Raw genomic sequence first — 24,512 nt, 5'->3', positions numbered from 1 at the left:
GCTTTTTGTATAAAAATGATTTTTGCTATTCATGACTAAATTGTAGTATAATAAGTTTATAAAGAGAGCCAATCAACGTGTCGGTAGCGTTAGGCTCATCTAAAATTTGGGTAAAAATGATGCGCCTAACGTGTTAGAGGTCTAGCCACCTCATTACGTTAGGCGTTTTCATTACCTTACTTAACTAAGGCAATGATAGTAACTACGGATAACAAAATTATGATAACTACATATGTAATTTCATGTTTTGTCATAGTATCACCACCTTTCGGTGATGAACCTAACTCACGTCAATTGACTCTCTTAGGTACAGTATAACAAAAATAATTTTACGCAAATAGCGATATATGAGTAGCAGTGGAGGCGATATGGTTATTCAAATTTTAGATCATATTACTGATGAAATAAAACAAATACGTATTGACGTGTTTATGAAGGAACAAGGTTTTACTGAAGAATTCGATGAAATCGATGAGACTGCAAAATTTGTTCTCTTATCCATAGATGGTAAAGCGGCTGGCACTTGCCGATATTTTCCAAGTGACGTAGCTGGAGATGCCCATATTGGTCGCATGGCGGTACGCAAGCTATATCGTGGACAACATCTAGGTACTAAGATTATGATAGCCGCAGAAAACGGCATTCGCCGCGATGGATTTAAGACCTGCTCCTTATCAGCGCAAGTACAGGCAAAACCATTTTACGAGTCTCTTGGCTATAAAGCAGAAGGGGAAGAATACCTTGATGAAGGCTGTCCACATGTGATGATGCGGAAAGTATTATAAGAAACTAGATACTAAATATAATAGTATGTATTAGTTCAGTCAGTATATTAATATCCATATATTTCAAAATATGAGGTGAGAGTTTATGAAACTAGCAGAAGCATTACAAGAACGTGCTGATTTGAATTATAAAATTAGCGATTTAGAGCTTCGTTTGACTCAAAATAGTTTAGTGCAAGAAGGGGAAGCACCGAATGAGAACCCTGAAGAGCTTTTAAAAACATTAGATCAATGTGTAACTAGACTTCAAAAGTTAATTGCAGATATTAATTTAACAAATTGCAAAACTATTGTAGAAGGTCGCTCTATTACTGAAATTATTGCGGAAAAAGATAGTGCTGCATTGCGTCTAAGTGCTTATCGGACATTGGCGTCTAGCGCAGGTAGTATCAATTTTCGTGCGAGAGGGTCTGAAATCAAATTAATCCCAACCGTCAACGTCAAAGATATCCAAAAAGAAGCTGACAATATAGCAAAACAAGTTCGTTTATTAGACAATCTATTGCAGTCTGCTAACTGGACCACCGAATTGATTGAAAGCTAATATAGTTGGTAGTTTGATACAGGGTGGACACAAAACTTTTGCTTTTACCAAGCGTTTTATGAATACATTCATGGGGCGAATGAAAATCTACAGTGTAGGCCTATTTGCGCACAAATGTATTGATACAATTTACAATGTATTACCATGTGTCGACTGTAAAAACGAGGGTGGCGTTGGGGATTATTTCTAAATATAAACTATAAAAAGATACCAAATCCAAAAATCTGGATTGGGTATCTTTTTTCTTATTATTCTAATTTATCAAAATCAAATACCGTAACCTTTGATTATAGGTACGTTAGCAGCATGATATATTTAATTTTTTAATAAGCATATAAATTTTACTTTTACTTAGTGAATTATGTTATAATATAATTAAATAATAATCATTATTTAATTATATAGAATTTCTTAAGTAAGGAGATTTCATTATGACAGCAGAACAAAAAGCAGCTACGGCAGCAACAAGTTCTACCGCAGCTAAACCAACACCTGAACAAGGTACCGAATGGATAATTTGCCGTGTATGCGGATATATTGAGGAAGCTAAGTACAGGGATCAACCTTGTCCAACATGTGGTTTCCCTCCAACAGTTTGGATGGATTACAAGCCACGTCGCATTAATCCAACACGCGAAAAATTGCTAGATCTTCATTTACATCCAATTGCGGTACATTTCCCAATCGCAGCAACAGCAGCTTCTTTCTTAGTACCTGTTATTGCATTGTTGATTCCATCTATTGCAAATGTATTATTCTCTGCTATTACATTAGTAGCAATGATTTTACCACTTCTCGTTATCATTGGTGGTATTTCTGGTTATATTGGTAGTATATTACGTTACAAAACAGGAAAGTCTAAGATTCCAAAAGCAAAAATTTACTTAACAATTATTTACTTCATCTTGTCCTGTGTACAAGCCTATATTGCTATTGCTGATGGCGTAAATGCAGATAATGCATGGATTATGATTATTTTAGGCATTGTAGCTTCTATCTTTGCTGCTAAACTCGGCAAAATGGGTTCCTACCTATTTGCTGGTCGATTCAGCCCATATACAGCTGGCTAACAGTTATTAACCGAATAACCTTTATAATGAAAAAAGTGATTCTCCCACCGTGAGAATCACTTTTTCTTTTATCTATTTTGTTATTATTCTAAATCATCGAAATCAAATGCTGCTGCTTTTGTATAGTTTGTAACTTTTGCTTCGAAGAAGTCAGTTTTTGTGCTATTCAGGTTGGAGAAGCTTTCGATCCATTCCATTGGATTATCCTTGATTTCAGGATATAGATGAGGTAAGCCGATTGCTTCTAAGCGGATATTTGCAAGGTATTTGATATAGCGTTCGATAAGAACGTTGTTAAGACCGAGGATTTTATCATCAGTGATGTATTGACCCCAAGCGATTTCATTCTCTGTACCTTGGCGAATCATATCAGTGATTTTTTCTTCTAGTTCTGGTGTGAATAAATCAGGGCGTTCACGGCGTAACTCGCGGATGATGTTTTGGAACAATACAAGGTGAGTTACTTCGTCGCGGTTGATATATTTGAAAATAGTGGATGTAGCTGTCATTTTACCTTGGCGTGCCAAAGTGTAGAAGAAGCTAAAACCAGAGTAGAAGTAGATACCTTCTAAGATATAGTTAGCAATGATTGTATGAATAAGGTTTGCTTCGCTAGGATCGTCGCTGAAACGTTGGTATGCATCAGCGATGAAGCGGTTACGAGCAAGCAATGTTTTATCTGTACGCCATTCATCGTAGATTTTGTCACGTGTAATAGGGTTCGTTACAGTGTCCAAAATGTAGGAATAACTTTGAGCATGAATTTCCTCTTGGAATGTTTGGATATTCAATAAAGATGCCACTTCAGATGCTGTAATATAGCGGCTCAAGTTAGGCAAGTTTTCAGACTGAATAGAATCAAGGAAGTTCAAGAATGCAATGATTTTATCAAATGCACGACGTTCGTAGTCTGTTAAGTATGGGAATTGCTTAACGTCTTCGTTCAAGGAAATCTCTTCAGGAATCCAGAAGTTGTTGAGCATCGTACGGTACATTTGGTTCGCCCAATCGTACTTGATACGGTTCCATTCGCGAAGGTTTGTGGTATTACCACCAATCATAGATTGCGTGCCACGGTCACCATGTTCGTTGAAAATCAGTTTTTTATCCATAGTAGGACTCCTTTATACAACGATGCGACCTATACTGCTATAGGTCGTCATCAGATTTATATACACATCTCGTATTAGGATGAGCAGCTTGTGCATTCATCCATTTCAAGGGATTGGTTACGGATGTAGTAGATTGTTTTAACCCCTTGTTTGTAGGCCTCAACGTAAAGGTCTAAGATTTCTTTCGCTTTCATTTGAGGTGTGATGTACAAGTTGAAAGATTGCGCTTGGTCAATATGACGTTGACGTACGCCACAAGCTTTGATGGACCATTGTTGGTCGATTGTATGCGCCTCTTTGTAGAGCCAGAATGTTTTGTTGTTCAAATCTGGAGCTGTTTTTGGTGTGAAAGAACCTTTCTTTTCTTCGATGAAGAATTTTTTGAAGATCGGATCGATACCAGCTGTAGTATTTGCAATGTTGGAAGTAGAACCGGTAGGCGCTACAGCCATCAAGTAACCATTGCGGATACCGTATTTAGCAACGTCTGCAGCCAATTGTTTCCAACGATCAGATGTGTAGCCACGACGTGTGAAGTATGCACCAGTTTCCCATTCGGAACCTTTGAATGCAGGGTATGCACCTTTTTCTTTAGCCAATTCCATGGACGCTTTGATGGCATAGTACGCGATATTTTCGAACAATTTGTCCGCTACTTCGATGTGCTCATCAGATTCCCATTGGATATCGTGGTTTACGAGGTAGTGATGGTAACCAGAAGTACCAAGACCAATAGCGCGGTATTTATCAGACGTCATACGAGATTCTGGCACTGGCGCTTGATTAATAGAGATAACATTGTCTAACATACGAATTTGAAGGGCAATGTTTTCTTCTAATTCTTCGTCAGTAATACGGCCAAGGCTGATGGAATTCAAGTTACATGTAACCATGTCGCCTGTATTTGTTTTTGTAGTGATAGTGCCATCTTCGTTGATAATTTCTTCAGCAAGGTTTGTGAAGCCAACGTTTTGTGCGATTTCGTGGCACAAGTTGGATGCGTAAATCATACCTGCATGTTTGTTAGGGTTTGCAGCGTTTACAGTATCGCGGAAGAAGATGAATGGTGTACCAGTTTCAACAGCAGAGCGCATGATTTTTTTCATCATGTCTAGGGCAGGTACTTCGATACCATGTAAGTTAGGATCTTGTTCACATTCGATATAGCGTTTTGTAAACTCTTTTTCGTCTTCTGTATCGAAGTAGTCCTCTAAGGCATAGCCTTTTACAGCTAAGATTTCATGAGGGTCGAATAAAGTAAAGTTTTCACGAGCTAACATACGTTCCATAAAGATGTTTGGAACAGAGATAGCAGGGAAGATATCATGTGCTTTACGACGGTCGTCACCATTGTTAGTGCGAAGCTCTACGAACTCGTAGAAGTCTTTGTGCCAAATATCAAGTGTTACTGTGGCGCCGCCTTTACGTTTACCCAATTGGTCTACTGCAACAGCTGTATCGTTGTACAAACGAATCCAAGGAATAACGCCACCAGAGGAGTTTTTGAAACCGCGAATGTCGGAGTTCAATGCGCGAACTTTACCAAGGTAGATACCAAGAGCGCCACCGTGTTTAGATACGCGGGAGAATTTGCTGTTTACGTCGTAAATGGACCATAAGTTGTCATCTACGCCAGAGATGAAGCAAGAGGACAATTGATGAAATGGTGTACCAGCGTTTGCCAATGTAGGTGTAGCTGTTGTCATTTTTAATTGGCTCATCAAGTCGTAGAATTTTTTAGCGTATTCTACTTTGTTTTCGCCTTCTACTAATGCCAAGTGCATGGCGATGGCCATGAAACGTTCTTGTGGTAATTCGTAGATTTCTTTGTTGAAGCCTTTTACCAAGTAACGGTCAGCTAATAATTTAAGACCTTCATAGTTGAAGAGGTAGTCTCGTTTAGGTTTAATGTAATCGCCTAACTCTTGCAATTCATCAGCTGTATATTCTGTAACGAAGAAGTCAGCGTATTTTTTCTCTTCTACAAGCATGTGTACAAGATTTGGGAAGTTGCCATAGCCGAACGCTTTATAGCGGCGAGTGATAGCAGCTTCTTTATAGAGGTCGAACAAGAATAGACGAGCCGCTACGAATTGCCAATCTTGGTTCATTTTATTAACTTGGTTGCCGAAGCCATCGTCTTTTTTAGAGATAACCTTTTCGATAGCAGTTTGTACTAAAGTTTTTTGAATCTCTTTAGTAGTCATGCCATCAACGAATTGTAACTTCGCATCTAACTCCAATTCTAGTGGATCACAAGAATCTAACCCCAAACATGCGAAGGCAATCATACGTTTCGTTTTTTCAACGGATAAAGGCTCGAAATGGCCATCCCGTTTCTTGATCATAATCTCCATTACTGTTCCCCTTGAGTCTTAAAAGTAATAAAACTGTTAATCTAAGCATATATAAGATTAGACTGAAAAGTATAAAATATCTTTAAGTTAAGTCTAATCAGAAAAATAAGAAAACTACTATATGTTGTAGTTTTCCTATTGAGCTTATACATTATGTTACGATTATAGCTAAAAAATTCTATACATTCAATATTGACATTTAGAAATTTATAAATATAGTATGCTTAATTTTATCGATATAGTTATAAATGCTAGAAAGTACTATATGGGATGCATATATGATGATTTTGAATGATGTATCTCTTTTGTGAATAGTAAAATAGTACGCGGCAGTATATAAAATTCCGTTCTATATCGTTCTATATACTATTGTGATTTATTTTATTAAAAGCATGTCATACATGCCCTATAATAGATATATAGTAAATAGGAGGTAAGACATGAAGTCTATTGTTATATATTCTTCCCTTACGGGAAATACTAAACAAGTGGCAGAGGCTATTACTAGCGTATTGCCAGCAGGTACACCGTGTGTATCTATGAAAGAATTGCCGTCTGATTTATCATCTTACGATCTTGTATTTGCAGGATTTTGGGTGGATAAAGGGACAGCTAATAAAGAGGCTCGTGATGTGCTAGGCACATTACATAACTCTCACATTGCTCTGTTTGCAACAGCAGGCGTACCACCTCAAATGGCACATGCAAAGGAAAGTTTAATCAATGCAGCAAACTGTTTACCAGATGGCGTAGAGCCTGTAGGGACTTTCATCTGCCAAGGCAAGGTAGACCCTAAGGTCATCGAAATGATGTATAAGATGTTCCCCAAAGGGCATAGCCACGGTCAATCTGCTGATCGCGATGCACGTCACAAACAAGCTGTAGTACACCCAAATGAAGACGATTTTAAAGCGGCCCAAGACTTTGCCCAATATATTCTAGCCAAGTTAGATTGATGAATAAAAGCAGTACCCCTGTGGGGTACTGCTTTTGTCATATTATATATGATGTTGTAATTATTACTATATTGTATTATATGCTTAATTATAAAGTACATTAAATTTAAGTTTACGTGTATCGAATTGGTTTATGAAGTACGATGTAATCAATAGTTTGTATCCAGTGCCTTCTATAATGACAGGATCGATAGCTGTTTTATCGACTGTAAGGAACTTATCATAAATATGATGCACCTCTGTTACTCCATTTGGTAGAGATACCTCTAAATCAAGGCCTTTGTTGAGGAACTTGAATGAGATGGAGTCGAAGTTGGCAGATTCTACTTCGTATTCCTTAAGGTCTCTTTCGTAGACTATTAATTCGATGTTTTCAATGTATTTATCGTAGCCTGCAATAGAGATAACCTTTGGTGCAGACAAAGCATCAAAATTGATATACTCGACGCGTCTGCCGTTTGCTGGGTTGGTATCTGGCAGTTTTAAATCGTCCACAGGTACATATGGTGTGCCGTAGTCTGTGAAGTTAGGATCAAAGGTGGCTGCTATTGGTAGGCTTGCATGCCATTCGCCATCGACTTTAGTATAGGTCACAAATTCACGATACGTTGTATAGCCTATGAATGGTGTCAAGAGAACAGCACCTAAGGCTAGAGCCATAACTGTTGTGTGTACAGAAGGTTTTAAACCTTTCACAAGAGAATAAATATTGTGTACTAAGAAGATGAGATTGAATGCACTCACATAAATTGTATTGAGCCAGAGAATTGGTTCATTAATAACACGCTTACCGATTAGGGCTAAGCACAATGTAGTTAACGTAATGAACAAGAAGCACAAGATTTGCTGAGTTCTGCTACTTTCACTAGATCTAAAGCTAGCCAAGTAGAATAGGTAGAAAATGGCTACATACGGATAGTAGGTGTAGAAGAAACGCGTATCTTCTCGAAGCCCTAACAGGATTAAGACTAAATAGATGTTAGCTAGAATACCTGTAATAATGGACGCCTTGGGCAAGATAATGCCGAACACAACGGTAAAGAATTTACTTGGTTCTGCGGGGCCCTCTGGATCTTCTTTGTAAGAACATACCATAGATAGACAAATGAATATATTAATGGATGCGAGCACCTTAAAAATGGTTTCTTCAACGTCGAATGGCTGGTCAATGATGATGAAGAAGAACCATAAACTCATGATGATAACAATGTTATATAGCGTAGATGTAACAAGGGTGATGCCAATCCGTTTGATGCGGTTGATGATTTCACCGATGTAGTGTTCACCAGACGAGGTGAAATACAAGGCAATCATGGAGTATAGCCATAGGTACGATATATTTTCCGTAGCTAGCTCAATGCCCCGCACATACCCGTACGTTTCGTGAATCATATAAAGACCAACGCTGATTCCGATACTTACTAAGGTATATACTATGGAAAACTTTCGGGCTCTCGTTATATAGCTTTGTAATATAACGATAAAGAAATACAGTGAGTATAGCTTAATGTCGATTTCGGCAAACCAATCTTGTTCAATATACAACGGTGTACATGAAAATACGGCAATCAATGCCAGCAATATAGGTGACTGCGTTGCTAGGTCCCGCAGCGATGACCATAAATGTTTAATGGCAAATTTCATAGATGTCTCTCCCTCTATAAATATAAATATCCCCTCTTATTATTAGTATACCTGTTTTCTAGTGAAAGTCCTATGAGGTTTTACATGCCCTTAAATATACATTACAATAGCACTAAGAAGTAGTTTTCAGAGAAACGAGGTTGTCACATGGAATTCTCTTATTTTTTACCTGTAAACATCCAATTTGGTTGGAATAAAGTAGATAATATTGCTGATTTTGCTGCACCGTATGGTAAGAAAGCCCTCATCGTAACAGGTCGCACTAGTGCGAAGAAATCTGGTTTATATGACCGTGTAGTAGCAAAATTAGAGACTGCTCATATTGACCATGTGTTGTTTGATCAAGTTGATGCTAATCCATTAACGACGACTGCTTTAGAGGGCGCTGCTTTAGCTAAATCTGAAAGCTGTGATATGGTTATCGCTATCGGCGGCGGTTCTATCATGGACTGTGCAAAGGGCATTGCCTTTATGGCCGTAAACGAAGGGGATATTAACGATTATATCTTTAATCGTAAAACGAGCGATACCGCATTACCACTCATTGTCATTCCTACAACATGTGGTACCGGCTCTGAAGGTAATGGCTTTGGTGTGCTTACCAATCCTGAAACGGGGGATAAAAAATCTTTGCGTTGTAATGCAATCGTGCCGAAGGTATCTATTGTAGATCCTGCTGTGATGGGAACCATGCCACCTCATGTGTTGGCCTCTGTTGGCTTTGATGCACTATGCCATAATATCGAGGCTTACACCTCTAAAACGGCACAACCTTTTACCGATGCATTATCTTATTATGCAGTAACATTATTAGCACAGTATCTCGTACCTCTATATAAACATGTGAAAGCCGTTGTTAATGGTAAACCTGAAGTACTGAATGAAAAACAACTCACAAAAGCTTGGGAATCGGTAACCCTTGCTAGCACTATTGGTGGTATGGTAATCAATACGGCCGGTGTCACACTAGCCCATGGTATGGAACACCCTGCCAGTGGCCTTAAAGATATTACACACGGTGTGGGCCTTGCCGTTATTGAACCTGTGGTAGTGGAATACACTTGGAGTGCTAACCCAGATAAATTTGGTGCATTAGCTCGTATCTTTAACCACGGTGATGGCTCCGAACTAGGTGAAGCACTACGCTTTATCGTACATGACCTGGACCTTACTACAAACCTTACAGAACTAGGCTTTACGAAAAAAGACATCCCTTGGCTTGTAGATAACGTGTACGTTGTAGCTACAGGGAATATTGCTAATACAATGGCAGAAATAAGCCGTGAAGATATTGAGGTGTTGTATAAGAAAATGTTTTAAGTGTTGTCATTATAGGAGAGAGTTTTGTTCCAAGGATTTTATGGCCTATTAACGGTTATGCTATGCGTGTTGTTTGCAATTGTGGTAGTGCTATTTAATATAGCGCCTATTACATATATTGTTTTTAGTATAGCCATATTGTTGAGTGTATTTTTACAATATAGGCGCTTTAAGAAACAGTCTATATCTGAACGTACCCATAGTCGATTGGCTTGTGCGTTGTTTATTGCCATAACTTTTAGCATATCTTGGCTCGTAGCTGATTGGGTTACGTATGATATTAATACAAGCGTTGATCAGTTTGAGGATTTTGAGTACAGTACCACTGATTGGAAACGGGGATGGCCAAATAATAGCGAATTACCAGAAGGTCTTAAATCTCCTGGGCAGCTTTCGGAAGGTATCGATAAGGTATCTATGGTACGAACAGATGTTGCTTGGGCTACTGCGTATCCTTATCGTTATGTAGTTTTAGAGGGAAATCCTAAAGTAATTGCTCAATATGAGGCAATTGCAAAACAACATGCTGCCTATACAGCTCAAATTGATAAATATAATAGGTTACTAGATTTTGAAAGTGGCGAAGTAAAGCGTTTTATATCGCATCCTGATAGTTATTACATCATAGATAGCATTGAGGAGGAGCCTCTAAATTTACCAAAACGGAGTTTCATAGAGTGGTTACGGTTTGCACCTCGAAAAGAAACGAAAAGAGTGGTAAAGGACACATATAATTCTACTCGAAATCATAGATTATATGTGTTTGTAGATGATGGGAATACCAAAAGACCTCATTTTGTGGAACTTTTGGTCAGTAATGATGGGACACGAGCTGTGTTTTATCAATCTAAGTAATTTGAGTAGGTATTGTTGTGGAGAGCGTAAATGCAACAGTGTTTAATTTACTTGAAGAAAATTTTTTTTTCTGATCCTTATAGAAAGAGTATATGGTTCTTTATAACTCTTTGGATATTAACTTTTTTGTTCTCGGATGAGATATCATATTCTGGATTATACTATTTGATTTTGTTAGTAGCTACGATTGTACTGTTGTTTGAGAAATGTGAAATAATCGATAATGAGAACGCTATACGAAAAAGATTTTTAACATATTTTTATGTAATCTTTTTTCTATGTATGCTTCCTACATTAGCTGTTACCTTAGTGTTTTCTGCTGTAGGGATATCCCATTATGATACTCAACGGTGGCACTCTACATGGCCTTCATCTAAGGCTGGGTATATTCCGTCTCCATTACAAGCACCTAAGTTTTTACCAGAGAGCCTGAAAGTGATTTCTTCTGCTGAGGTAATTGGAATAGGAGGGAATCAACGCTATTTAGTATTAGATGGTGATAAAGCAACGATTTCACGGTATGAGGAAACTGTTAAATCTAATGCTTGGTATACGTTTATAAATGGCAGGGACAAGGATACTACAGTAGAAGTACTTAATTCGTTTACATATCCAAAAGATAAAACTGTATTGGTTAGTGATATAGACAATTATTATGAGATTATCACTATTCAACGACAAAACTGGAAATTATTTTCCTGGTTAATTGATGGCAGCCAGAGTGTCGGTGATGATCCTAATGAAGATTTTTATTATAGCACTCGAGTATCAGCTGAGAAATATGTAGTATATGTTGTTTACAATAACTTTGATCATGACCAGCCAAGAGTGATTTACTTTATGTTTAATCCGGAACGAACGCGAATGATTACAGTAGATATAGATATGTATCATTAGAGTTGTGCAGAGCTTGTATATAAAATTTGGAACAAAGGGGCTGTTTTGTTACAGCCCCTTTGATGACTCTACAAGTATTAAAAGGTACAATACTAGTAGAGATTGAAGTTTATTGTAGTGGTTGTTATAAAGCTAAGGAGTTGTATTGTGAAAAGAATATATTCATACCTTGCTGCACTGTTAATGCTAAGTCTTATGGCTTCACAAGTACATGCAAAAGAGCAGGTTACTCAAAGTGATATTTCTGGTAGTGCTAAAGAGAAGTGCGTTAGTAGTGAACAAACTAATAATAAGATTGAAGCTGATTTACAAAGACATTTAGAACGAATGAGGACCGAGGACATAGCTAAGGGGTATTTACGTGAAGAAGAAACGTATGCTCAAGAATTAAGTTTAATTCAGGGGAGATTGTATCATTCAACGGATAAGTTGATTCATAATGAGAAGAAGACTACTCTTTTATCGTATCCAGTAGGAAGCAAGGTTCCTTGTAAGAAGAATTTAAATGATATAGATTCATATACAGACATTATTACTCGTAAAGGCATGACATTCCGCATTCCTAAAGGTGCAGAGTTAAAGATGTTCTATATGTTAGATAACAATATTTTTATAGAGTATGAGATAGGAGATATTTGGTATTCTATTCAGATTATTCCTCTAGATGTAGATCATCCTGATAGTAAAGATATAGAAAATAAAGTGCTTGTAGATAAAGAGTATAATTTTTATCACACATTGCAAGTATATTGGCGTATGTGGGGAATTCTTGATGAGTCTCTAAATCCTACTTATTCAGCGGTATGGAATAATGGCTTGCCTGGAATATTAGTGGATTCATACAAGCCAGATACGAAATCTAAATTGCTATTTGCTGCATATGATGGACGGTATGCTGTATTTAATCAACTTGTATATAAACCAAGCACTAGTCCTTTTACTCATGAGCAGTTAAGAAATACGATTGAATATTTTGATTCTAATAATAATCCGGAGTTTAAGGCTAAAAAGCATAGATTATTCCCTGATGAGAGGATAATTCGTATATATGAGTACTAGTACAAACCTTATATTACTAAAACATATAATTTGTGTTATACTTTCATATAGAATAATATCGAATTAATAGAAGGCTAGTCGATGCATTAAGTACCGTCTAGATAATAGAATGAAAGATAAGCCAAGCACAGCCATAGAGCAACAACTGAATAAATTTCTCCAAGCTAAATGCTTAATTCCAGGAGGACTTGGCTTGTGGGAAATATATTTCCGTAAGATTTGTACAGCTTGGGGCGAGATTAGTGGTGAAATTCGACCTCAGCATATCATATTTTCCGCCGATAATGGTTGTACTATGGAAGGCTATGTAGGTTATAACTACGAGGTAACGCAAAAGCAGTCGCGTAATATGTTATTAGGTCGTTCGTCGGCCACACAATTTTGTGACTTTAACAACATTCCTTATGAAGTTGTGGATGTAGGAATTGCCTCAGATGATGGCATCGGAGTGGATCGCAAGGTCGCAAAGGGGACAAAGAATATTTTAAACCACCCTGCTATGACTGAGGATGAATTTAATCGTGCCTTTCAAGCTGGCTATGAACGAGTTAAGCATTATGTAAAGCAAGGGATAAATCTTTTTTCCTTTGGTGAAATGGGACTCGGTAATACGACGACTTCTGCCTGTGTGTTGTCTGCCTTAACTGGAGCGGATCCCACTGAAACGGTAGGTCCTGGTTCTTGGCCTAATAAACCAGATTTGATGAAGCGTAAAATTGATTTTGTGCGCGCTGTATTAGATAAGCATAAGGCTAGTATTGTTTCTGACAGTGAAGCTGAAAGAGTTCGTAAAATTGTAGCCCATGTAGGGGGCTTTGATATTGCAGCTATTCTTGGGGCTATGCTGGCTTGTGTTGAGTTTAAAAAGCCCTTTGTCATTGATGGCTTTATTACAGCTGTAGCAGCAGCTTGTGCGGTACATATGAACGAGCGCATTACAGACTATGCATTGCCGTCACATCATTCCCGCGAAAAAGGCACAGAGCTAGCTTTAGCAGAGGTAGATATTACACAAGACATGGTTCCTATTCAAGCCCACATGTCGATGGGGGAAGGGACAGGAGCTATCTTAATGGTTCAAATGTTGAAAACGACACAGCATATGTTTGTACATGTGGGCACCTTTGCGGATTTGATGAAATTATAAGGAGAAAGAATGGAAATAAATAAATACTTTGATATACATTTTGAGCGCGCCGATGATGCAACTATTGCTAAAAGATTGATAGGTGGGGCTAAGATTAAGGGACCTGCGTTGGTTACCCTGATTCTCTCCATATTTATCGCCTCTATTGGGTTGAATATGAATAGTACGGCAGTTGTTATTGGTGCTATGCTTATATCGCCGTTGATGGGACCTATTCTAGCAACTGGCTTTGGCTTCGCTACGCTTAATTTTACAGTTGCGAAGAGTGGTATTTTAAGATTGTCCTTACAGATGACGATTGCTGTTTTGGCATCTGCTTTATATTTTTATATTTCTCCCGTTCAGACGGCTACATCTGAACTATTAGCGCGTACAGAACCGAATATTTTTGATGTATTCATTGCTATATTTGGTGGGTTAGCTGGGATTATTGGGCAAACGCGTAAGAGCTTAGATAATGTTATACCAGGGGTGGCGATTGCGACTGCACTTATGCCACCACTGTGTACGGCAGGATATGGACTTGCTAATGGAAATTGGCAATATTTCTTTGGGGCTAGTTATTTATTCTTTATAAATGCATTCTTCATCTTCTTTGCAGCTTTTATTGTTTTAAAGGGCGTATATAGTTTGCCATTCCATGAACAAGCTGAAGAGCGTATTCGTCGTAATCAGCTAATATTTCTTGTGATTGGCCTTATTATGGCTATACCAAGTATTTATGCAGGCTATGATATGACCATCAAGTATTCTGAGTCAAATCATTTAGAGCAGTTTATTAAGAATGATATTAATCAAGATGGACGTCGACAAGTGATTGATTATTCATTGGATCGAACGAATAAGCTAGTAGACATAGTAGCTATAGGCGCTCCTGTGACTTCAGAGGAGCAAGCCCAGTTGGATGACAAGTTACAGAAGGATGATTACTTGCAGCCTTATACATTACGATTTGTTACTAGCGTAGATGAGAAAAAATCTACTACGGATAAGGTGAACTCGAATAAATCTTCAGAGAATCTTGAAACATATAAAAACTTGAGTAATCTGTACCAACCGACTTATGAATTAGTAAGTGAAACTATAAATACTATGAAAACGACAGATGCTGAAGCAAAGGTGTTATTCCCGTTTGTAAGCAAAGTGGAAGGTATGCCTTTAATAGATAATCTAGAACAGCCTAAAGCGAGTCGCTATATGGTGATCATCCATACCACATCCGCTGTATCTGATGCAGATTCAGGACGAATAAAAGCTTGGTTAGAGGCTAAATTATCAGCACCTGTAACTATTTCTGTGGAGCAAACAAAGTCAACTTTATAATTTGATTTTGATTAGGTTATTTATTATATAAAGCAATATTTATAACGGTACTAAGTTTGATTTTAGCTATTAGGTATATTATCTAGTAGTACGGGGAATCATCTTAGTACCGTTTTTATGTACTTGGCATAGCTAAATGTAATTACTCTTATCTTGCTATAGATTAAAGTTATATTATTATATATATAAAATCTATTATACGAGTAGGAATTAAATTGCTATACTTACTACATCGAAATTATTAAATAATTAAATGTAGATACAAGATAAGAAGAATAGATTTATTACAATGTCTACGAATGTTGTATACGTATGAGTCCTCGTCAGAGATGTAGGTTTTCATCGTAGATAGGAGGATTACATGAAAAAATGGTTAGCATTAGCAGCGACGGCCGTACTGGGTGCGTCCTTATTGATTAGTGGTTGTGGTTCTTCCACAAATAACGCAAGCTCCAGTGGTGCTAGCAATTCTAAAGCAGAGGTATTGAAAGTAGCAGCAAACCCTGTACCTCATGCGGAAATTTTGAATCAAATTAAGCCTTTATTGGCTAAAGAAGGTGTAGATCTTCAAGTCGTTGAGTTTACAGATTATATCCAACCAAACATGGCGTTGTCTAGTAAAGAAGTAGATGCAAACTTCTTCGCTAACGTGCCTTACCAAAATAACTTCAATAAAGATCATGGTACAAACTTCGTAAGCTTTGCACCAGTTCACATTGAACCATTGGCGATTTACTCTAAAAAAATTAAAGATTTGAAAGACTTGCCAAATGGCGCAAAAGTAGCAATTCCATCTGATCCAACAAACAGTGCTCGTGCACTTCTCTTGTTGCAAAGTGCGGGTCTTGTAACTTTGAAAGATCCAACTGGTTTGACAAACACACCATTTGATGTGACTAGCAACCCTAAAAACATCCAAATTACTGAGTTAGAAGCGGCTCAAATTCCTCGTTCCATCGAAGACTTAGACGCAGCTGTAATCAATGCCAACTATGCATTGCCAGCCGGCCTTAATCCTACAAAAGATGGCTTATTCGTAGAGAAAGCTGACTCTCCATATGCAAATCTTCTTTCCGTTAACCCTGGTGATGAAAACAAACCAGCTATCCAAAAACTAGCTAAAGCATTACAATCTCCAGAAGTTAAGAAATTCATTGAAGAACACTACAAAGGTGCAATTATTCCAGCGTTCTAATCAATTGAATAGTTAATAACATAAATTAAATCGTTAATAACATAGTATATTTCACAAAAGATCTCCTCAGATTAACTCTCTAATACAAAAAAGGCGTAACACCATTTGGTGTTACGTCTTTTTGTTCTTGTACGCCGAATAGGCATGACTAAACCCCCAGTTAAACTGGGGGTCGGTAAAAAATTCTTAGAGAAAAGGAAAGAACCTCCTAGTGATAGAATGAAGTTGGTCTGGCAACCACAACATTTCAACATAGGAGGTTCAATGTCAATGAATGACGTAAAAAGCTTATCACATAGTAAATGGAGATGTAAATATCATATTGTTTTTGCTCCAAAGTATAGAAGACAAATAATTTATGGTCGGATAAAAGCTGATGTAGGTAAAATCTTACGAGATTTATGTAAGAGGAAAAATGTAGAGATTATAGAAGCGGAATGCTGTCCGGATCATATTCATATGCTAGTAACGATACCACCACATTTAAGCGTATCGAGTTTTATGGGATATTTAAAAAGCAAAAGTAGCCTCATGATATTCGATAAACACGCAAATTTAAAATATAAGTATGGAAATAGACATTTCTGGTGTAGAGGATATTATGTGGATACGGTAGGACGATATGAAGGAGCGATAAAAGAGTATATTCGCAATCAACTACAAGAGGATATAGCGCAAGATACATTAAACTTTAAAGAATACACCGACCCGTTTACGGGTGAGCCAGTAAAATAGGCAAAATAAAAGCCCCCGAGTAGGGGGCAGCCAGTGGTAATAGAGTGGTTGTCAGATCATTCAATGCCCTCTTTAGAGGGCCACCACTAGAGAAAGACCCTTATAGGGTCAGAGCAAACCACCCGTTCTACGGGTGGTTATGATTTTCACTGTTGTGTAGAAATTGATTTATATATTGCTAAAGGGCTCTATTTTCAATATAGAGCCCTTTAGCTTTGCTAGTTATTGTTTGCTTTTTGACTATGCATCAATAGGTTTAGCATATTTTTTTCTGTACGAATGAGGTGTTTCCGTAGTGGCCATTTTAAAAATCTTGCAGAAGTAACTCGTTCTGTTATATCCCAAGGTTTTACTGATTTGATTGACTGTTAATTGGGAATAGACCAACAATTTTTTTGCTTCCTGTATACGGAGTAGTGTTATATATTGCACTACTGAAAGTCCCGTATCATCTTTAAAAATCTTGGAGAAATAAGACTCACTTAAATGAATATGTTCAGAAATCCGCCTGAGCGACACTCGTTTGCTTAGATTTTTTTCTATGTATAAGATAGCTTTTCTGATTTCTGGACGATTAATAGGTTGCTCAGACTCGACAAAGTCTGGTAATTGCTCATATGGTAGTTCTTCTGCTACTGAATCATTGAATGGGAAGAAATGCTCTACTAAGATCCGTAACACCTTTGTAGCACTATAAATTTGTTCAGCTGTTAAAACAGGCAAGGTCCGATATAAAGCACGGAGTTTAGTGTCATCATGCCAATCTGTCTGGGTAGGTAAAATCGGCTTGATTGTTGTATCTTCTGTTTTTGTTTGTCCTGCCATGATGAAGCCTAAGATGGCGCCATCTTTCATGATTGGCACGGAGAAATCTATAAGGCCCATGTGACAGCGATATGGGCAAGAAGATAGTTCTTTTGTCGCATCGAGTCCGCCATATAGATCACATTGATTACATCGCTTGGCATAAGCTGGATTACGCCTTACTACCTTACAGAAGGGGGAAAAGTTATATTCTTGAGATAACACTTTTCCACGATTATTGACAAAAATGGCAGCAATTTTTGTTATGTTTGTGAAATCTCGCATGATTTCGTTGATAAGTTTAGTATCTTCCCGAGTACAAATCATAGTGGAACCTCCAATCACAAATGTGCTGAGAGGTCTAGTAAGCTCACCGCTATAATCGCCTTAATTGCTCTCTATTTTGTGGGCTTGCTCATAAACCTAAGAAAAGAGAAAAGTGACATGCCACTTGAAATTCATATACTTATAACTCTACGTTATTACTAATACATATTCGGCTATATATGTATTAGTATAACAGGATTGTGGCATTTTTGTAATAGAAAAATCGCATTTTACGAATACACAAAAAAAAGTTGTATTACAGAATTTTTATAATAAAGGTAGAAAAACCCTTATATTACATATATTTAGAAAGGATTGAGCCCAATGGACAGTGACTGAATAGCAAGGCATGCTCTATAAAATTATATGGTGTACAGGGGATATCGTTGCATATATATGAAAAATAAATGAAACGATAAAAAGCGATATAAGGCGACTTAAAACAATATCAAGAGATATAGCATAACATATTGCAACATACATTCCTGTACAAAGATACTTTCATTACACGTATGGAGGGTATTATGGCGACAACATGTGGATTAACTGAATTTGTAGGGACTAGCAAAACTGGTGATACTATAGGTCTCGTAATTGCTAATGTAGATCAACAAGTATTAGATGCAATGCAATTGAAGAAAAAATATCGTTCTATCGGTATTTTAGGTGCACGTACTGGTGCAGGTCCTCATATTATGGCAGCTGACGAAGCAGTAAAAGCGACAAATACTGAAATCGTTAGCATTGAATTACCTCGTGATACTAAAGGTGGCGCAGGTCACGGTTCTCTTATCATCTTTGGTGGTGATGATGTATCCGATGTAAAACGCGCTATTGAAGTGGCATTGGCTGAAGTGGAACGTACCTTTGGCGATGTATACGCAAACGATGCTGGTCATCTTGAATTGCAATATACAGCACGCGCTAGTCATGCAGTAAATGCAGCATTTGGTGCTCCTGAAGGTAAAGCATTTGGCCTTATTGTAGGTGCTCCTGCAGCTATTGGCGTAGTGATGGCCGATGTAGCTGTTAAATCTGCTAACGTTGATGTAATTGGTTATGCATCTCCTTCTGCAGGTACAAGCAATTCTAACGAAGTTATTTTACAGATTTCTGGCGATTCTGGGGCTGTACGACAAGCGGTTATTTCTGCTCGTGAAGTAGGCAAAAAATTGCTAGCTACGATGGGTGACGAACCAGTGAACGGAGCCCCTTCCTATATCTAATCTGAAAGGATGGTATGCCCTATGAAATCAAAACGTTTCGAAGTCTTAAGCCAACGTCCTGTCAATCAGGATGGTTATGTAAAGGAATGGGTAGAGGAAGGTTTTATAGCTATGGAATCTCCTCAAGATCCAAAGCCTAGTCTCAAAATCGAAGGCGGCCGCATCGTTGAACTCGATGGTAAACGCCGTGAAGACTTTGATCTTATCGATACATTTATTGCAAATTACGGTATTGTTTTCGACGGTGCTCAACAAGCGATGGCAATGGATTCAAAAGACATTGCTAATATGATGCTTACACCTTCAGTACCTCGTGAAGAAATCGTTAAGATTTGTAAATCTATTACTCCCGCAAAAATGCTAGAAGTTGTTTCTTCTATGAACGTTGTTGAGATGATGCAATGTATGCAAAAAATGCGTGCTCGTCGCACAATGGCTAACCAAGCCCATGTAACAAATGTAAACGATAACCCAGTACAAATTGCAGCCGATGCTGCGGAAGGTGCACTTCGTGGGTTTGCGGAAGAAGAAACAACAGTAGCCGTTGCTCGTTATGCACCACTTAATGCGATTAGCTTACTCGTAGGCTCTCAATGTGGTCGACCAGGCGTATTGACTCAATGCTCCTTGGAAGAAGCAACAGAATTAGAACTTGGTATGCGCGGTTTCACAGCTTATGCAGAAACCATTTCCGTATATGGTACAGAAGATGTATTTACCGATGGTGATGACACACCTTGGTCTAAAGGCTTCTTAGCATCTGCTTATGCATCTCGTGGTCTTAAAATGCGCTTTACTTCTGGTACAGGCTCTGAAGTACAAATGGGCCAAGCAGAAGGTAAATCCATGTTGTACCTTGAAATCCGCTGCCTATACATTACAAAAGGCGCCGGCGTACAAGGTATTCAAAATGGTTCTGTAAGCTGTATCGGCATTCCAGCAGCCGTACCTTCTGGTATTCGCGCTGTATTGGCAGAAAACCTTGTAGCAGCTATGCTCGACCTAGAATGTGCATCTAGTAATGACCAAACATTCAGTCACTCTGACTTGCGTAGAACAGCACGTACATTGATGCAATTTGCACCTGGTACTGACTTCATCTGCTCTGGTTATAGTTCTACACCAAACTATGACAATATGTTCGCTGGTTCTAACTGGGATGCAGAGGACTATGATGACTGGACAGTTATCCAACGTGACCTCAAGGTAAATGGCGGTCTTATCCCTGCTCGTGAAGAAGAAGTAGTGGCGGTTCGTAATAAAGCAGCTCGTGCACTTCAAGCCTTGTTTAAAGCATTGGGCTTGCCTCCAATTACAGATCAAGAGGTAGAGGCTGCTACCTATGCAAATGGCTCTAAAGACATGCCTCCTCGCGATAAGGTCGCAGATATTAAAGCGGCTCAAGATTTGTTAAACCGTGGTGTTACAGGCGTCGACTTCGTAAAAGGCTTAGCTAAAGAAGGTCACCCTGATGTAGCACAAAGTGTTTTGAATTTATTGAAACAAAAAATCTCCGGTGATTACTTACAAACATCGGCCATCTTTGACCGTGATTTCAACGTTATCTCCGCGATTAACAATAGAAATGACTATCAAGGTGTTGGCACAGGGTATCGTGTGGAAGGTGAAGATTGGGAACGTATTAAAGATATTCCAAACGCCATTGATCCACGGGATATATAAGGAGGTGTCATGATGGCTGAAATTAACAGAGATGTATTACGCTCTATTATCCTAGACGTTTTACAAGAAATGGGCGGCGTTCATGAGGCGCCACAATTCAAGACTAATATTGGTGAAAGTACAGCACCAAGTGCAGCACCTAGACATGAAGACCCAACTGGCGATGATAGCTGGCTTCAAACAGGTGGTCCTGCACAACCTGGTACAAGCGCAGACGAAGTAGTCATTGCAGTAGGACCGGCTTTTGGTCGTAGTCAACGACAAACTATCGTTGGTGTACCGCATCAAGAAGTAATTCGCCAAGTAGTAGCAGGTATTGAAGAAGAAGGGCTTAAAGCTCGCGTAATTCGCGTATACCGTTCCTCTGATGTAGCGGCTGTAGCCGTTGAAGGTGATTCAATTTCTGGTTCCGGCGTATGTATCGGTATTCAATCTAAAGGTACAACCTTGATTCACCAACGGGATTTACAACCACTTTCAAACTTGGAATTATTCCCTCAAGCACCTCTATTAACAGCTGAAACATACCGTGCCATCGGTAAAAATGCTGCTAAATATGCTAAGGGCGAATCCCCAACACCAGTACCAACATTGAACGATCAAATGGCTCGTCCAAAATACCAAGCATTATCTGCATTGCTTCATATCAAGGAAACTAAGCATGTAGTAAAAGGTAAGCCAGCTGATGAAGTTCGTGTCACTGTATAAGGAGGTTTACTATGGCTAACGAATTAGAAGCCTTAATTCGGCAGATCGTATCTGAAATAGAAGGGGCAAAGGGAAATACCACACAATACTCTGCGCCTCATACATCATCTACACCTAATACAACAGTTGTAGATAGGGTGGTTACCATCAAGGATTATCCGATTGCTAAAAAACATCCAGAATGGATTGATCTTGGCCAAGGTCGAGACTTAAGCCATATTACGATGGATAACGTAATGGCCGGACATATTACAATGGACGATTTAAAAATTTCTCCATCTATTTTGAAAGCTCAAGGTCAAATTGCTAAGGCTGGGGGTCGCGATCAAATTGAACTCAACTTCTCTCGCGCTGCAGAAATGACGAAGGTAAGTGATAAACGTTTACTTGAAATGTACAATGCACTTCGTCCGTATCGTTCTTCGAAACAAGAACTATTAGATATTGCTAGCGAACTTGATGGCCTAGGTGCTCCTATTTGTGCAAACTTTGTACGTGAAGCCGCAGAAAACTATGAGCGTCGTAAAAAATTAAAAGGTGATAATTAACCTATAGGAGATGTCATTATGAAACGAATTGTTGGCATCGATATAGGAAACTCGACAACAGAAGCGGCCTTGGCCGAAGTGCATAGCAATGGTGAGGTAAAGTTCTTGTCTTCTGCTATCGCTAGTACTACAGGCATTAAAGGAACACGCGAAAATATCGTAGGTCTCATGGATGCCCTCAAGTCGCTAATCAGGTCTGCTAATCTTACACTACGAGATATTGACTTAGTTCGCATTAATGAGGCTACACCAGTTATCGGCGATGTGGCTATGGAAACGATTACAGAAACCATAATTACAGAATCGACCATGATAGGGCACAACCCTAAAACACCAGGTGGTTTAGGCCTTGGCGTAGGCTATACGGTTCCCATTGAGCAACTGATTGATAAGCCACAAGGTCAGCCATACATCGTGGTAGCTCCAAAGATTATCGATTTTGAATTGGTAGCACAGCTTATTAATGCGTACTGTAAGCGAGGTTATGATATTCGGGCTGCTATCCTTCAAGCCGATGACGGTGTACTCGTTAATAATCGATTAGATAACAAAATTCCTATCGTAGACGAGGTTGCGTATATCGACAAAATTCCAATGGGCATGCTCTCCGCAGTAGAGGTAGTAGAACCAGGACAAGTGGTATCACAATTATCTAATCCTTATGGGATTGCCACTGTATTTGAACTTTCACCAGAGGAAACAAAGAATATTGTGCCTATCGCTCGAGCCCTTATTGGTAACCGATCTGCAGTCGTTATTAAAACACCTGCAGGGGACGTTAAGGAGCGGGTAATACCGGCAGGATCCATCATTGTTATGGGGAATGATCGAACTGTATCCGTCGATGTATCTGCTGGGGCCGAGAGGATTATGGAAACCCTCGAATCTGTTCATCCTATCGATGATATCAGTGGTGAAGCAGGTACGAACGTAGGTGGCATGCTTGAAAAGGTTCGCCTTACAATGGCGCAATTGACAAATAAATCACCGCAAGATGTATTCATCCAAGACTTGCTAGCCGTAGATGTAGCTGTTCCTATCAATGTAAAGGGCGGTCTTGCCGGTGAGTTCTCTATGGAACAAGCCGTAGGCATTGCTTCCATGGTTAAGTCAGATCATCTACAAATGGAAATCATTGCAAAGCAGGTAGAAAAAGAGTTAGGCGTACCAGTTGAAATCGGTGGTGAAGAGGCTGAATCAGCTATCTTAGGTGCTTTGACTACACCGGGGACAGCAAAACCAATGGCCATACTCGATTTAGGGGCAGGTTCAACTGATGCATCCATCATCAACCAAGAAGGAAAAATTAAAGCCATTCATCTTGCTGGAGCGGGAAACATGGTAACGATGCTCATCAATTCTGAACTTGGTTTAGAGGATATGCATATTGCAGAAGCCATCAAACGAGATCCATTAGCTCAGGTACTTAGCGTATATCACATTCGTCATGAAGATGGAACGGTGCAGTTCTTTAATGAACCGCTGTCGGCTACATTGTTTGGCCGTGTTGTTATCGTCACTCCTGATGGACTTGTTCCTGTAGAGCGAGATATTCCGCTAGAAACGATTAAAAGAGTTCGTCAAACCGCAAAGAAACGGGTATTTGTCACAAATTCACTCCGCGCTTTGGCATCTGTTAGTCCTACTCATAATGTGCGAGATATACCATTCGTTGTTATTGTAGGTGGCTCTGCATTAGACTTTGAAATTCCTCAACTCGTAACCGATGCACTTTCACAATATGCATTAGTAGCGGGGCGAGGCAATATTCGAGGCATTGAAGGGGCACGAAATGCGGTAGCAACAGGATTAGTATTATCCTATGCACAGAAGGGAGGCTTATGATGGATCAAAGCATCATCAGTAAGCCAACCATCTTGCTCTATACTACACCGTATATCGGTGAGGATGTATTAAAGCCTGTTTTATATGGCATTGAGGAGGAAGGACTGCCCGTGGTAATCGAGGCCCATAGTGGTACTCACATGGATTTGGCTGATTTAGCATCTCGAAACTCAGCTTTGTCAGTAGGTATTGGTGTTGATGAGCAGGCTATTGTATTGACGTATAAAAATATACCAGCTCATCAATTTATCTATCGACTTACGGGCTATGCTCAATATCCAGATAGCTTGCGCACATTAGGTGTAAATGCAGCTCGCCTTGTAAAAGGTAATCCATTCGCTTCTGATGAACGATTGGAAGTGGCCTTTTAAA

General features: G+C 38.9%; 22 protein-coding genes. 18 read left to right on the top strand and 4 right to left on the bottom strand.

Going from position 1 to position 24,512, the window contains the following annotated elements; all coding sequences use genetic code 11:
* Positions 1-368: 368 nt before the first annotated feature.
* The 3 genes from VRHSUH09_RS05940 to VRHSUH09_RS05930 all read left to right on the top strand — a co-directional run bounded on the left by VRHSUH09_RS05940 (position 369) and on the right by VRHSUH09_RS05930 (position 2,399).
* Positions 369-785 carry a GNAT family N-acetyltransferase gene (locus tag VRHSUH09_RS05940; RefSeq protein WP_054748137.1) on the top strand — a complete coding sequence of 139 codons (417 nt, stop codon included), beginning with the start codon at positions 369-371 and terminating at the stop codon, positions 783-785.
* An 85-nt stretch (positions 786-870) separates the two neighbouring features.
* Positions 871-1,329, top strand: a complete 459-nt coding sequence (locus VRHSUH09_RS05935; protein WP_105081664.1) for a DIP1984 family protein — start codon at positions 871-873, stop codon at positions 1,327-1,329.
* Between the two features lie 431 nt (positions 1,330-1,760).
* The gene (locus tag VRHSUH09_RS05930) at positions 1,761-2,399 is read left to right on the top strand and encodes a hypothetical protein (RefSeq protein ID WP_054748133.1); all 639 of its coding nucleotides are present in this window, start codon (positions 1,761-1,763) and stop codon (positions 2,397-2,399) included.
* 83 nt (positions 2,400-2,482) lie between these two features.
* Here the strand turns inward: VRHSUH09_RS05930 and VRHSUH09_RS05925 are convergent, their stop codons facing one another.
* Both VRHSUH09_RS05925 and VRHSUH09_RS05920 read right to left on the bottom strand, forming a co-directional pair.
* Positions 2,483-3,511, bottom strand: a complete 1,029-nt coding sequence (locus VRHSUH09_RS05925) for a ribonucleotide-diphosphate reductase subunit beta (RefSeq protein ID WP_009352283.1) — start codon at positions 3,509-3,511, stop codon at positions 2,483-2,485.
* Positions 3,512-3,585: 74 nt separating this feature from the next.
* Entirely contained in the window at positions 3,586-5,868 is a 2,283-nt protein-coding gene (locus VRHSUH09_RS05920; protein WP_105081663.1) for a ribonucleoside-diphosphate reductase subunit alpha, read from the bottom strand.
* A 440-nt stretch (positions 5,869-6,308) separates the two neighbouring features.
* On the opposite strand from VRHSUH09_RS05920, the gene VRHSUH09_RS05915 reads away from it, so the two are divergent.
* On the top strand, positions 6,309-6,824 hold the full coding sequence (locus VRHSUH09_RS05915; RefSeq protein WP_105081662.1) for a flavodoxin family protein: 516 nt from the start codon (positions 6,309-6,311) through the stop codon (positions 6,822-6,824).
* An 84-nt stretch (positions 6,825-6,908) separates the two neighbouring features.
* Here VRHSUH09_RS05915 and VRHSUH09_RS05910 read toward each other — a convergent pair whose 3' ends face one another.
* Positions 6,909-8,468, bottom strand: a complete 1,560-nt coding sequence (locus VRHSUH09_RS05910) for a hypothetical protein (protein WP_054748128.1) — start codon at positions 8,466-8,468, stop codon at positions 6,909-6,911.
* A 147-nt stretch (positions 8,469-8,615) separates the two neighbouring features.
* On the opposite strand from VRHSUH09_RS05910, the gene VRHSUH09_RS05905 reads away from it, so the two are divergent.
* The 8 genes from VRHSUH09_RS05905 (at position 8,616) to tnpA (ending at position 16,999) form a co-directional block, all read left to right on the top strand.
* Positions 8,616-9,788 carry an iron-containing alcohol dehydrogenase gene (locus tag VRHSUH09_RS05905; protein WP_105081661.1) on the top strand — a complete coding sequence of 391 codons (1,173 nt, stop codon included), beginning with the start codon at positions 8,616-8,618 and terminating at the stop codon, positions 9,786-9,788.
* Between the two features lie 24 nt (positions 9,789-9,812).
* Positions 9,813-10,643, top strand: a complete 831-nt coding sequence (locus tag VRHSUH09_RS05900) for a hypothetical protein (RefSeq protein ID WP_054748127.1) — start codon at positions 9,813-9,815, stop codon at positions 10,641-10,643.
* Between the two features lie 30 nt (positions 10,644-10,673).
* Positions 10,674-11,540: a hypothetical protein gene (locus tag VRHSUH09_RS05895; RefSeq protein WP_105081660.1), complete on the top strand. Its 867-nt coding sequence runs from the start codon at positions 10,674-10,676 to the stop codon at positions 11,538-11,540.
* A gap of 147 nt (positions 11,541-11,687) precedes the next feature.
* On the top strand, positions 11,688-12,599 hold the full coding sequence (locus VRHSUH09_RS05890) for a hypothetical protein (RefSeq protein WP_105081659.1): 912 nt from the start codon (positions 11,688-11,690) through the stop codon (positions 12,597-12,599).
* Positions 12,600-12,708: 109 nt separating this feature from the next.
* Complete coding sequence (locus tag VRHSUH09_RS05885) at positions 12,709-13,746, top strand: nicotinate-nucleotide--dimethylbenzimidazole phosphoribosyltransferase (RefSeq protein WP_105081658.1); 1,038 nt, start codon at positions 12,709-12,711, stop codon at positions 13,744-13,746.
* Positions 13,747-13,755: 9 nt separating this feature from the next.
* Positions 13,756-15,069 (top strand): DUF389 domain-containing protein, encoded by a 1,314-nt coding sequence (locus VRHSUH09_RS05880; protein ID WP_105081657.1) that lies wholly within the window; start codon positions 13,756-13,758, stop codon positions 15,067-15,069.
* 361 nt (positions 15,070-15,430) lie between these two features.
* The gene (locus tag VRHSUH09_RS05875) at positions 15,431-16,264 is read left to right on the top strand and encodes a MetQ/NlpA family ABC transporter substrate-binding protein (protein ID WP_054748121.1); all 834 of its coding nucleotides are present in this window, start codon (positions 15,431-15,433) and stop codon (positions 16,262-16,264) included.
* Between the two features lie 270 nt (positions 16,265-16,534).
* The gene (tnpA, locus tag VRHSUH09_RS05870) at positions 16,535-16,999 is read left to right on the top strand and encodes an IS200/IS605 family transposase (RefSeq protein ID WP_038125930.1); all 465 of its coding nucleotides are present in this window, start codon (positions 16,535-16,537) and stop codon (positions 16,997-16,999) included.
* A gap of 240 nt (positions 17,000-17,239) precedes the next feature.
* On the opposite strand, the gene VRHSUH09_RS05865 is transcribed toward tnpA, so the two are convergent.
* Positions 17,240-18,130: a PocR ligand-binding domain-containing protein gene (locus VRHSUH09_RS05865; RefSeq protein ID WP_105081656.1), complete on the bottom strand. Its 891-nt coding sequence runs from the start codon at positions 18,128-18,130 to the stop codon at positions 17,240-17,242.
* A gap of 524 nt (positions 18,131-18,654) precedes the next feature.
* On the opposite strand from VRHSUH09_RS05865, the gene pduB reads away from it, so the two are divergent.
* Genes pduB through VRHSUH09_RS05835 form a run of 6 tightly spaced genes read left to right on the top strand, consistent with a single transcriptional unit; the run spans position 18,655 to position 24,511 of the window.
* Positions 18,655-19,356 (top strand): propanediol utilization microcompartment protein PduB, encoded by a 702-nt coding sequence (gene pduB, locus VRHSUH09_RS05860; protein WP_105081655.1) that lies wholly within the window; start codon positions 18,655-18,657, stop codon positions 19,354-19,356.
* 21 nt (positions 19,357-19,377) lie between these two features.
* Positions 19,378-21,039 (top strand): propanediol/glycerol family dehydratase large subunit, encoded by a 1,662-nt coding sequence (locus tag VRHSUH09_RS05855; RefSeq protein WP_054748429.1) that lies wholly within the window; start codon positions 19,378-19,380, stop codon positions 21,037-21,039.
* A gap of 9 nt (positions 21,040-21,048) precedes the next feature.
* Positions 21,049-21,747: a propanediol/glycerol family dehydratase medium subunit gene (locus VRHSUH09_RS05850; RefSeq protein WP_008602326.1), complete on the top strand. Its 699-nt coding sequence runs from the start codon at positions 21,049-21,051 to the stop codon at positions 21,745-21,747.
* 11 nt (positions 21,748-21,758) lie between these two features.
* Positions 21,759-22,295 (top strand): diol dehydratase small subunit, encoded by a 537-nt coding sequence (locus VRHSUH09_RS05845; protein ID WP_105081654.1) that lies wholly within the window; start codon positions 21,759-21,761, stop codon positions 22,293-22,295.
* An 18-nt stretch (positions 22,296-22,313) separates the two neighbouring features.
* Positions 22,314-24,140, top strand: coding sequence for a diol dehydratase reactivase subunit alpha (locus VRHSUH09_RS05840; RefSeq protein ID WP_105081653.1), 1,827 nt, complete (start codon positions 22,314-22,316; stop codon positions 24,138-24,140).
* Positions 24,137-24,511, top strand: coding sequence for a glycerol dehydratase reactivase beta/small subunit family protein (locus VRHSUH09_RS05835; protein WP_060924422.1), 375 nt, complete (start codon positions 24,137-24,139; stop codon positions 24,509-24,511). The genes VRHSUH09_RS05840 and VRHSUH09_RS05835 overlap by 4 nt, the downstream gene beginning before the upstream one ends.
* Position 24,512: the final 1 nt, after the last annotated feature.

Source organism: Veillonella rogosae JCM 15642 (assembly GCF_002959775.1).
GTDB lineage: Bacteria > Bacillota > Negativicutes > Veillonellales > Veillonellaceae > Veillonella > Veillonella rogosae.
This window is presented reverse-complemented; position numbering and strand designations above follow the sequence as displayed.

Bases quoted from the DNA above. Each gene is read 5' to 3' on its own strand.
- VRHSUH09_RS05915 (WP_105081662.1), top strand. From the start codon at position 6,309: ATGAAGTCTATTGTTATATATTCTTCCCTTACGGGAAATACTAAACAA.
- VRHSUH09_RS05925 (WP_009352283.1), bottom strand. From the start codon at position 3,511: ATGGATAAAAAACTGATTTTCAACGAACATGGTGACCGTGGCACGCAA.
- VRHSUH09_RS05935 (WP_105081664.1), top strand. From the start codon at position 871: ATGAAACTAGCAGAAGCATTACAAGAACGTGCTGATTTGAATTATAAA.
- VRHSUH09_RS05930 (WP_054748133.1), top strand. From the start codon at position 1,761: ATGACAGCAGAACAAAAAGCAGCTACGGCAGCAACAAGTTCTACCGCA.
- VRHSUH09_RS05840 (WP_105081653.1), top strand. From the start codon at position 22,314: ATGAAACGAATTGTTGGCATCGATATAGGAAACTCGACAACAGAAGCG.
- VRHSUH09_RS05895 (WP_105081660.1), top strand. From the start codon at position 10,674: ATGCAACAGTGTTTAATTTACTTGAAGAAAATTTTTTTTTCTGATCCT.
- pduB (WP_105081655.1), top strand. From the start codon at position 18,655: ATGGCGACAACATGTGGATTAACTGAATTTGTAGGGACTAGCAAAACT.
- tnpA (WP_038125930.1), top strand. From the start codon at position 16,535: ATGAATGACGTAAAAAGCTTATCACATAGTAAATGGAGATGTAAATAT.
- VRHSUH09_RS05880 (WP_105081657.1), top strand. From the start codon at position 13,756: ATGGAAATAAATAAATACTTTGATATACATTTTGAGCGCGCCGATGAT.
- VRHSUH09_RS05940 (WP_054748137.1), top strand. From the start codon at position 369: ATGGTTATTCAAATTTTAGATCATATTACTGATGAAATAAAACAAATA.
- VRHSUH09_RS05885 (WP_105081658.1), top strand. From the start codon at position 12,709: ATGAAAGATAAGCCAAGCACAGCCATAGAGCAACAACTGAATAAATTT.
- VRHSUH09_RS05845 (WP_105081654.1), top strand. From the start codon at position 21,759: ATGGCTAACGAATTAGAAGCCTTAATTCGGCAGATCGTATCTGAAATA.
- VRHSUH09_RS05910 (WP_054748128.1), bottom strand. From the start codon at position 8,468: ATGAAATTTGCCATTAAACATTTATGGTCATCGCTGCGGGACCTAGCA.
- VRHSUH09_RS05865 (WP_105081656.1), bottom strand. From the start codon at position 18,130: ATGATTTGTACTCGGGAAGATACTAAACTTATCAACGAAATCATGCGA.
- VRHSUH09_RS05850 (WP_008602326.1), top strand. From the start codon at position 21,049: ATGATGGCTGAAATTAACAGAGATGTATTACGCTCTATTATCCTAGAC.
- VRHSUH09_RS05920 (WP_105081663.1), bottom strand. From the start codon at position 5,868: ATGGAGATTATGATCAAGAAACGGGATGGCCATTTCGAGCCTTTATCC.
- VRHSUH09_RS05905 (WP_105081661.1), top strand. From the start codon at position 8,616: ATGGAATTCTCTTATTTTTTACCTGTAAACATCCAATTTGGTTGGAAT.
- VRHSUH09_RS05875 (WP_054748121.1), top strand. From the start codon at position 15,431: ATGAAAAAATGGTTAGCATTAGCAGCGACGGCCGTACTGGGTGCGTCC.
- VRHSUH09_RS05855 (WP_054748429.1), top strand. From the start codon at position 19,378: ATGAAATCAAAACGTTTCGAAGTCTTAAGCCAACGTCCTGTCAATCAG.
- VRHSUH09_RS05835 (WP_060924422.1), top strand. From the start codon at position 24,137: ATGATGGATCAAAGCATCATCAGTAAGCCAACCATCTTGCTCTATACT.